Source organism: Shewanella sp. NKUCC05_KAH (genome assembly GCF_019345585.1).
Lineage (GTDB): Bacteria > Pseudomonadota > Gammaproteobacteria > Enterobacterales > Shewanellaceae > Shewanella > Shewanella oncorhynchi.
In genome coordinates, this window is record NZ_JAHKQZ010000013.1 from 146585 (window position 1) to 156396 (window position 9812).

Annotated in this window: 10 protein-coding genes; 5 read left to right on the forward strand and 5 right to left on the reverse strand. The window is 43.6% G+C overall.

The features are described from left to right. Positions 1-131 precede the first annotated feature (131 nt). From lpoB to KO533_RS13285, 5 genes are all read right to left on the reverse strand, one after another. Positions 132-725 (reverse strand): penicillin-binding protein activator LpoB, encoded by a 594-nt coding sequence (gene lpoB, locus KO533_RS13265; protein WP_173246506.1) that lies wholly within the window; start codon positions 723-725, stop codon positions 132-134. A gap of 69 nt (positions 726-794) precedes the next feature. Beyond that, positions 795-2198, reverse strand: coding sequence for a hypothetical protein (locus KO533_RS13270; RefSeq protein ID WP_113939848.1), 1404 nt, complete (start codon positions 2196-2198; stop codon positions 795-797). Next, positions 2198-2755, reverse strand: coding sequence for a peptide deformylase (gene def, locus KO533_RS13275; RefSeq protein WP_173246501.1), 558 nt, complete (start codon positions 2753-2755; stop codon positions 2198-2200). The genes KO533_RS13270 and def overlap by 1 nt, the downstream gene beginning before the upstream one ends. Positions 2756-2820: 65 nt before the next feature. After that, entirely contained in the window at positions 2821-3033 is a 213-nt protein-coding gene (locus KO533_RS13280; RefSeq protein ID WP_006080410.1) for a SlyX family protein, read from the reverse strand. A gap of 9 nt (positions 3034-3042) precedes the next feature. Continuing rightward, complete coding sequence (locus tag KO533_RS13285) at positions 3043-3993, reverse strand: hypothetical protein (protein ID WP_173246498.1); 951 nt, start codon at positions 3991-3993, stop codon at positions 3043-3045. 154 nt (positions 3994-4147) lie between these two features. Here KO533_RS13285 and fkpA point away from each other — a divergent pair, with 154 nt between their 5' ends. From fkpA to KO533_RS13310, 5 genes are all read left to right on the forward strand, one after another. Beyond that, positions 4148-4915 carry an FKBP-type peptidyl-prolyl cis-trans isomerase gene (gene fkpA, locus KO533_RS13290; protein ID WP_131524662.1) on the forward strand — a complete coding sequence of 256 codons (768 nt, stop codon included), beginning with the start codon at positions 4148-4150 and terminating at the stop codon, positions 4913-4915. A gap of 624 nt (positions 4916-5539) precedes the next feature. Beyond that, positions 5540-8152, forward strand: coding sequence for an extracellular exonuclease ExeM (exeM, locus tag KO533_RS13295; protein WP_219250324.1), 2613 nt, complete (start codon positions 5540-5542; stop codon positions 8150-8152). Between the two features lie 110 nt (positions 8153-8262). Continuing rightward, positions 8263-8718, forward strand: a complete 456-nt coding sequence (locus KO533_RS13300) for a hypothetical protein (RefSeq protein WP_173497347.1) — start codon at positions 8263-8265, stop codon at positions 8716-8718. Positions 8719-8823: 105 nt separating this feature from the next. Next, on the forward strand, positions 8824-9261 hold the full coding sequence (locus KO533_RS13305; protein WP_028761594.1) for a PaaI family thioesterase: 438 nt from the start codon (positions 8824-8826) through the stop codon (positions 9259-9261). A gap of 82 nt (positions 9262-9343) precedes the next feature. Further along, positions 9344-9586 (forward strand): YgjV family protein, encoded by a 243-nt coding sequence (locus KO533_RS13310; RefSeq protein WP_028761593.1) that lies wholly within the window; start codon positions 9344-9346, stop codon positions 9584-9586. Positions 9587-9812: the final 226 nt, after the last annotated feature.

Consider the following 9812-nt stretch of genomic DNA (forward strand, 5'->3'; position numbering starts at 1 on the left):
GCAGTGTATTTTGGCCGAGTACACTACCTTATTTACCTTGGATTACCAATGTTAAAAATGTAAAAAAAAGCCAGCGTTAACGCTGGCTTCTTGAGATTACTGTTTGGCAGAATTAAGTGCCAATAGGACAATTACATGCCTAAGAAAGACTTAGACTTCATCTTACGGATTTCTTTTTCATCAGACCATTCGATAAGGCCTGTTTCTAAATCCATTAAACGCATTGTCATCTTATAGTAGACGTCTTTAGTGCTACCGTCTTGCTTCACTATGCTAGATAAATTGCCATATAACATGTATTGAGCGCCAATTTGACGACCAAACTTGATGGCGGTTGATGGGTCAACCATGCCAGTGTTGTTTTGGTAATCCAGTTGTTTACGGACTGAATCTACTTTAGTCATGTCGATAAAACGGAACTTGCCTGAGCGCAATAATTTGTTACTGATAGAGTCAGTGACAGACTCAGTGTCGATATGTTCTGAGGTTTTGTTTTTGATGCTATCAACAAATAAAATCGGGCGGTCATTGGCTGTTATTGCCACGATAGGAGGGAAAGTCATCATGCTATCCACCATCTTGGCTGCAATAGCTTGTAGATCCGTCGAGCCAAAGTTCTCATTGACGGTTTCAACTTCTGTGGCATCGCCATATTCGACTTTAGATTGACATGCAGCTAGACCCATAACGGCAGCCAGTACAAAAATCAGTTTAAATTGTTTCATAGTCAGTTCCATTTTGTGATTGTATAAACTTAATGACACACGTCTTATTCAAATACCACAACCGCTAGGCTAAATGATTATTGAATAAATTCGGGTGTAATTACCAGTATCAATTGCCCAGACTAAGGTGGTTTTGCCTGCTGCAACATCAATTTTAGCCGGTGGCGCTTTGTCTAACTGCAAAGTGTATTCACCTGCACTCAAATAACGCCGCCCGATCTGTGCTTGTTTAGGGAGCGTCAGCCAACTACGACGATCCGCTTGTTCTGTTACTACGTTAAAAATCTGCATCGCTATACTGCCAATATCGGCAGCATTGTTCCCTGGTTTACCACTCTTCTCAATCTGATAGGCCATCTCAGATTTAGCATAGACCCTAGCGACTTGGCGAACTAGCGTCGCGGGCAGATCTTCCTTGAGTGCTGTGATGGCTAAGGCATCGATATTGGCAATAGGTTCAGTTTTCAGCACTGTACCTAAACCTTGCACTTGCGTCTCTGGCACAAAAGTATTGTTTGGCATGTAGGTAGCGAGTGACACTGTCTGCCAGTTACCATGGATAGTAAAAGGTACCGTGAGAGCTTGTTTTGCTGGCACAAAGCCGCGCTCGACCATCAAAATTACTTGGCCATCTTTGGGGTTGGGCAATTTAGCATCGCCCCAACGGCGCTTAAACTCATCATACTGTGGCATGCCGAGTTGCTTGGCGAGGCGGACCAGATCTTGCTGTAAATAGGTGTTATCTGGAGTGATTTGTGCTGCTTTACGATAATCGATATAGGCATCGTTCGGCTCACCCAGCACTTCGTGCAGTACGCCAGTGGTGTAATAACTGTAAGCGTTTAAGAAAGAACTGGTGACTGTGCCCGCGGCTTGTCCTAGTTTGTTAACCTCGGCATCTATGGTGCCGTTTGCCATGGCTTGAACTGACTTTTGTGATTTTTGATAGCGTTCTTGCTCGCTGCTCTGTAGTTCGTTACTGCGACGAACTTCGACGAGAGCCCCCTGATAGTCGCCACTAAACAAATAGTTAAGAGCTTGGTATTGGTGCAGCATAATGCGTTCATACCCAGGGCCTCTGTACGGAATCGCATTGTCGTTTAACACTAAGCTGCTGGCTGTTGCGCCAATGTCACTAACGCTGACTTTGGCCTTATCATCAAAGGCGGTATAAGCATCTACTGCTTGCTGATAATATTTTTTACTGGCAGCAAAATCGCCGGCGACTTGAGCAATACGTCCCGCTTCTTGGGCATAGAGTAAGCCGTCATTGCCATTGATATTACTGGCAAGTTTGTCGATATCGGCCATGGGAGTCGCACTATTAAGCTCTTGTTTGAGTGGTTCGATCTGCGCAGGATAATTAATGAAAATACTGTTATAAGCGCAGCCCGATAAGTTTAAAACCAATCCCATTGCCAAGGTTGGTGCAATAAATGCGCGAGAAAAAGGTGTAACGAAGGACAGTTTCATTATTGCGCTTCACCTTTTTTGATGGATTGGGCTGAAATCGCCTGAGTCTGTTCTGGCATAAGTGAACGCTCGAGTAATGTGATCCCTTGAAGGTGATCAAATTCATGTTGAAAAATCCGTGCAATAAAGCCCGTTAATTCGGTTTTTTGCCACTCGCCTTGTAAATTTTGATAGCGTACTTCAATGGCTTGATGTCTTTGTATCGTAAATCTTTGCCCCGGTACAGATAAGCAGCCTTCTTCTCCGCTGACCAACTCGCTTGATGCATTAATGATTTGCGGATTAACCACGACCACAGGCGCCATATTAGGCGCGTCGGGATAACGCTCATTAGGGCGAGAAGCCATAATAAATAAGGCTAAAGGGCTGTGAACTTGGGGGGCTGCGATACCAACGCCATTGGCAGCGTCCATGCTGGCAGACATTTGCTCGGCAAGATGCACGAGCTCTGCATCGAAATGGTGCACTGTGATTGCAGTCTGCCTTAGAATGGGTTCATCCACTAACGCTATGGGTAATAGAGTTGGGGTTTCTTTTGGCATTAAATGTTTAAACATCGCATTCCCTGGATATTTTGCAGTAACTGTTTTTTTAATCAAAGTTAACATCTAAAGCGTCAGTGTTAATAATGTGGTGGTGGCGTTTCTTCAGCCTGAGTCGCCATATTACTCGGTTCCATGTCCTGCAACTTACCAATTAACATGTGAATTTGGTGTTGCTGGTGAGCCACCAGTCGATTTAATTTGATGACCTCTTGGTTTAATTCTTCGACTGTGAGCTCTTGAAAAGCCAATTTGGTTTCTAGATCTTCAATCTGTGCTTGTACGCCTTGCATGGCTAACCTCTATTTCTGCCAAGTTTCAACTAAGCCTTGGCTACTGATACTAACGACTTTATTGGTATCTCGAATTGCCACAGAGTATACAACGGCTCCTCGATTTTGGCTGTTTTTAGTGAGTGCAACCTGCCATTTTTCAATTTGTTTACCCGAGTCACGTTGCCAGAGTATAACTTCCCGCGCTGGCGTACCTGTTAATAGCTGGCTGTCTTGTTTGATAAACCTCACCGCTGAAAAGTTCATTTGGCGACGGGTAATATCCAGCTTGTTTAATAGCTTACCGCTTGTGTTATCCCAGATTTTTGCTTCATCTGTGCTGCCATTGGTAAAACTTAAACTACCACTGTCGTTGAGTGCCACTTTGGTTATACGGCTGCCGAGTGTCCACGTATGAAGCGGTTGGCCAGTTTGTGCCTGCCAGAGAATCGCCTGCATATCATTTGACCCCGTTAATGCTAATCGGCCATCAGCAGAGAGGGCAACACTATTGACGCGCTCTTTATGTCCAAGAAATTTGATTAAGGCAGATTTTTCGGCATTAAGCGACATGACTGAACCATCATTTAAACCAATAAGTAGTGCGCCATTATCGGCTACCGCGACACTTTCACCGGATGAAGGTAAGGACCACCAGCCCAAAGGCTTACCGTCGGCTATTTTCCACATAGCAACTGAATCTCGGCTTAACGATGCGGCAAATATCCCGTTGGGAGAAATCGCCGTACCTGTGACGCCAGTATTAATATCGCCATGTATCCATTGGTATTTGAGGGTATGGGTGCTGAGATCCCAGCATTGAACTCCACTACTTTGAGTGGCAACTAAGGCGAATTGCCCATTACTTGATAGGCTCGCGCTATAGCTGGGTTCTGTCGTGAGAACACTGATATCTTCTGCTTTGGGGTGGCAAGCGATTAGAAAAACTGTGCAAATTACCAGCAGTAGATTTTTCTTCATGAACTTGCTCCCTAAGTTGTTGTCTTTAGACTTGATCAAGTGACATTAATCACTGTTAACCCATAAAGAATCTAGTTGGTATAACCGAGATAACTAGTATAAAGTTGTCACGCTTAGGTTATTGTAACCGCTTGAGGATGCTGAGGAAGCTTTAATGAAATCGATTTATAAATTATCGTTAGTTGCATTGGCTATTATTGGCCTATCTGCTTGTAATCAAGAAGAAAAAGCAGCTACGAGTACAAATGTTGAATTAACGACTGAAGCTCAAAAAGAAGCTTACAGTGTAGGCGCTTCAATCGGTCGTTATATGTCTGGCCATATCAAAGAGCAAGAAGAATTAGGCCTGCCAGTTGATCGCACTCTGATCGTCACTGGTTTCACTAATGGTCTGAATGACCAATTAAGTTTAACCGAAGAAGAAATGCAAACCATTCTTCAAGGTCTAGATAAAAAGTTAAACGATAAACGTCAGGAACAAGCAACAGCGATTTCTGCGAAAAATATCGAAGATGGTAAAAAATTCCTTGAAGAAAACAAGGTTAAGCCTGGTGTAGTGACAACTGAGTCTGGCTTACAATATGAAGTATTAACTCCTGGCACGGGTGAAAAGCCTGCCGCAGAAGACACTGTAGAAGTGGATTATGTTGGTACTTTACTTGACGGTACTGAGTTTGATAGTTCTTATAAACGCGGCGAAGCGGCTAAGTTCCCTTTGAATCGCGTTATTCCAGGTTGGACTGAAGGCGTGCAATTAATGCCTGTTGGCGCTAAGTTCAAGTTTGTGATCCCATCGGAATTAGCCTATGGCGTACGTGATACTGGTACTATTCCACCAAACTCTACGTTGATTTTCGAAGTTGAGTTGAAATCAATCGAGAAAGCTTCTGCGGCGCCAGTAGCTGAACCTGCTAAAAAGTAATTGATTAGCTGCGACGTGTAATACGCCGCGATTGAAAATACCGCTCCTACTCCTAAATGAGCGGTATTTTTTTGTCTGTAAAATTCGCATTATTGTTTTAATATTTAGCTCACTATCTTACAGCCGTTGGTTCTCAGACTGGCTCTATGTTTCATTTTTATACCCATTATCAACATTAATCTGCTGCAATAACCAAGGGTATAAATCATCCACTTTAGCAGTTTGACTGTTATGTTTATTTCAAAATAATGAATGCTAAATTAAGTTTTAATTATATCCATTACCTTTTAAGGACCCGTGTTCCTTATATTTTATTGGGTATTGCATACCGAATAATATCATCAAAATATCACATTAAAATATTGATTATTATTTAAGCAGAGTACTAAGTGCTTTGAGCTTATGTGTATTGCTCTTACTGTTTGTTTTTACATGGCTAATACTTTTGATTTACCATCCTGTTCTGTTAGGTGAACAGTGAGATGTCTATAATTAGTTACTCATCAATGTGTTACATTGGCAATGTGCGATCTTGCCCTCTTTTTTTACGCATTCAACTCTGAAATAATCCGCTCGCACGTTAATAGAAGTTAGCGGCAATATTATAATAATGGGGTTGATGATATGGATAATGTTAATAAATTAACGGCTATTTCTTTAGCTGTTGCAGCGGCTTTGCCTATGATGGCAAGCGCAGATGTGATGATCACCGAATATGTTGAAGGTAGCTCAAATAATAAAGCGATTGAACTGTATAACAGCGGCGATACGGCAATTGATCTCGCGGGTTATAAACTGGTTCGTTATAAAGATGGTGCTACTGTTGCGTCGGATATGGTGGCTTTAGGTGGTCAAACTATTGCGGCAAAATCGACAAAAGTTATTTTAAATACTAGCGGTACTATTACTGTTGCTCAAGGAGTTGATAGTTACTCTGGTAGTTTAAGTTTTAATGGCGGTGATGCGGTTGCCTTAATGAAAGATGATGCCGTCATCGATATTATTGGTGATGTGCCGACGCCAACGGGTTGGGGATTAGACGTTACCTTAAAACGTAAATTAGATGCGTTAGTGGCGAATACTGTATTTAATGCCGCCCAGTGGGAACAATTACCTAAAGATACCTTCTCTGGTTTAGGTTCACTAGAAACGCCTGCTGAGCCAGAAGTGCCGCTCTTTAGCTGTACTGGCGCTAAAATTGTGCCTATTTATCAAGTACAAGGTGCGGGCGAGTCGAGCCCATTTGTACCAGCAGGGGCATTCGAATCTGAAGCCGAAGTGACTGTGCGTGGCGTAGTGACTTCCCGTGGTGAAAGCTTGTTTAAAGGTTTTTACTTACAAGAAGTTAAGGGTGATAACTCACCGTATACCTCTGATGGTGTATTTGTATTCTTAGGTGAAGCTGCACCTGAAGCGATTCAACCAGGGGTTGAAGTGTGTGTGCAGGGTAAAGTGAAAGAATACTTTGGCCTAACTCAAATCGATATTAAAGCCGATAAGAAATTTGATGTTGGTGCTAAGGGTGAAGTCCCTGTTGCCGCACCTTTCTATGTGGCCGATGGCGAAACCTTAGCGCAAGCATTAGAGCGCTATGAAGGCATGAATGTGGCCTTAGATGCGGGCAGCGATCTTAAAATCAGCCGCACCTTCAGCTTCGACTATGCGGGTAGTCGCAATAACATGCTAGTGTCATATCAAGCACCTTTGATGAAGCCTACACAGCTGTATCCAGCGCTTTCTGCTGAAGCAACGGCATTAGTTAAATCTAACCGCGAAAACCAACTCTTTATCGAATCCGATTACAAGCCTGCCAATGGTGTTATTCCATACTTCCCTGATTTCAATGTGGAAACGGGTTACATCCGTGTTGGCGATCAACTGACTAACCTGCAAGGTGTGATTGGTTACAGCTACGGCGCTTATCGTTTAGTGGCGACTAATACTATTACAGCGGGTGATTTTATCCGTGGTGACGATAGAACCGAAGCCCCAAGTGTTGCAACTAAGGGAGATCTGCGCGTGGCTAGCTTTAACGTGCTGAACTTCTTTAACGATGTTGATGGTGGCGATACCAATCCATCAGGCAGTAACCGTGGCGCCCTAACGCTGGAAGAAATGGTGCTACAACGTACTAAAATCGTTAGCGCTATTACCGCCATGAACGCCGATATCGTCGGTTTGATGGAAATTGCTAACAACGGTTTTGGTGAGAAGAGTGCGATTAAGGATTTAGTCGATGCACTAAATGACAAGCAGACGCCTGAAAACGCCTATAGCTTTGTTGAAATCACCGATGCTGATAAGTATGACGGCAAGTACTTTGGCACAGATGCGATTACTGTCGGCATGTTATACCGTGGTGGTAAAGTGGCTTTAGCGGGGGCAGCACAAGTTATCGGTACTCCAGAACAGCACGCCAGTGCTGGCAGCGTGACTCGCACAAAAGATGGCAAAACTGAGACTAACCCTGGCAATGATGCTTATCAACGTCACAGCTTAGCGCAAACCTTTAAAATCCATGATGAGTCTCTGACCGTAGTCGTTAACCATTTGAAATCTAAAGGCTCAGGCTGTTTAGAAGATTGGGCTAACTTCGAAGAGTCAGTTGATCCTGCCGATCAACAGGGCAAGTGTAATGCTTTCCGCGTATCTGCAGCCAAAGTCTTGGGTGAAACGCTAAAAGACGTGAAAGGCGACTTACTGATCATCGGTGATATGAATGCCTATGGTATGGAGGATCCTATCCGTGTACTAACCGACTTCGATGCGAGCAAGTCAGAGCGTGACATCCTGACCGCTTCGTGGACGACGCTCGACGGCAAAGTGTTTGAGCGCCAAGGCAGCAAGATTGAAAAAGGTTATGGCTTTATCAACTTGAACACGAAAGCCCACGGTGCAAGCACTTTCTCTTATAGCTATAACGGCGAGTTAGGTAACTTAGATCATGCTTTAGCCAATGCTAGCTTAGCCAAACGTTTAGTGGATATTGAAGATTGGCATATCAACTCAGTGGAATCTAGCTTGTTTGAATACGGTAAGAAGTTCTCTGGTGATCTGGCTAAATCTGAAAATGCTTTTTCTGCATCGGATCATGATCCTGTGATTGTTGCTTTAAGTTATCCTGCGCCAGTAGTGCCGCCAAAACCTGAGCCAAAGCCTAAAGATGATGGCGGTGCTTTAGGTTATTTAGGTTTAGCACTGATGTCCTTGTTTGGTTTGCAGCGTCGTCGCCGTTAACCTGTATATGGGGTTAACTCACAAGTGCAATTTGTGAGCTAGACTGAAACAAAGGGATGGTTAACCATCCCTTTTTTATCTCTTTTTTTCAGTTTTTATTAGGAGTGAGTATGGATACCACCTCAAATCCGCTGAAAACCATGAATATCAAGGCGCCACTGTGGTTTTACTTTGTCGCAACGCTCAGTTTGTTGTGGAATATCATGGGGCTGATGGCTTTTGTTATGCAAATGACTATGACGCCAGATGCACTGGCACAGATGAGCCCAGATCAAATTACACTCTATGAAACAACGCCAATTTGGGTTGATGCTGTGTTTGGCTTTGCCGTAGTTTCAGGGGTTCTAGGATGTCTATTATTGTTATTCAGAAAATTAATTGCTTATAAAGTGTTGGTCGCCTCGCTTATCGCTATTTTGTTGCAAATGACCTATGTATTTTGCATTCAGCAAGCGGCTGTGGTGCTAGGAGCCGACGCGTTAATTATGCCAAGTGTAGTCGTGGTGTGGGGATTATTTCTTGTCTGGTTTAGTCAGCTAAGTACCACTAAATCTTGGTTAGTTTGAGCCTTATTTTTGCCGATATAGATGTGACTAGCTGAGAGTAAACTAGTTGAACTTCATCCACTTCACAGTAAACTGCTGATTGGTTTTATTGACTAGGAAGTTGCAATGAGTATTTGGTTTAGAGCTGTAACGTTAGAGGATTGCGCGCGTTTAGACGCCGGTATGGGTGGCAAAGGCACCTTGATGCAGACTTTAGGAATTGAGATCAGTGAGATTGGCGACGATTACATGAAGGCCACTATGCCAGCCAGTCCGGCGGTGCATAACCCTTTGGGCATAGTGCATGGTGGCGCGAATGTCGCGCTTGCTGAAACCGTTGCTAGCTATGCGGCAAATTTCGCGGTGGATTTTGAGCAGTACTATTGTGTCGGTCAAGAAATTAACGCTAACCACTTACGGGCTTCCCGTAATGGGGTATTAACCGCCACGGCTAAGCCTATCCACTTAGGGAAGCGCAGCTCTGTATGGGAGATTTTAATCCACAACAGTGCGGGTGAACTGACTTGTATTTCACGGATGACGGCGGCTGTCGTTAAACGCTAAATGCAATGAGCCAGCTTATTACCTGTGGTGTGATTGGCGTATCAATCGTTTGATTTAAATAATATATAGATAAGGATTGGATATGGATAACGCTACAATTTGGGAATGGGTTGGTTATTTAGCTTCAGTGGTCGTTGCAATATCACTGATGATGTCAAACATTAAGAAACTGCGCTGGTGGAATCTCATTGGTGCGGCTTTATTTGTGGCCTACGGTGTGGCAATTGGGGCTTATCCTGTTGCCTTAGTTAACTTTTTTATCGTGCTGATTGACACTTATTACTTGGTTAAGCTTTATCGTGAAGCCGACTTATCCAGCAGTTAATGGCAGTGTATCAGCTTAACTCCGCTTTCTCGCACCGCACTTCGCTCCATTGTCCTGAGCAGCTATTTGGTTTTTCAACAGCATCTTAAGTGATGTGAGCGGACCATTGGCTGTGCAGGGCAACCGCATGAGTGTTTAAAATTCGTCCAGCTGCAACCCTGCTAATAGAACCGATTCTAAATATTCAGGTTTCATCCAAGCTCTTTTCTGTTTCGCTGGAATGCTT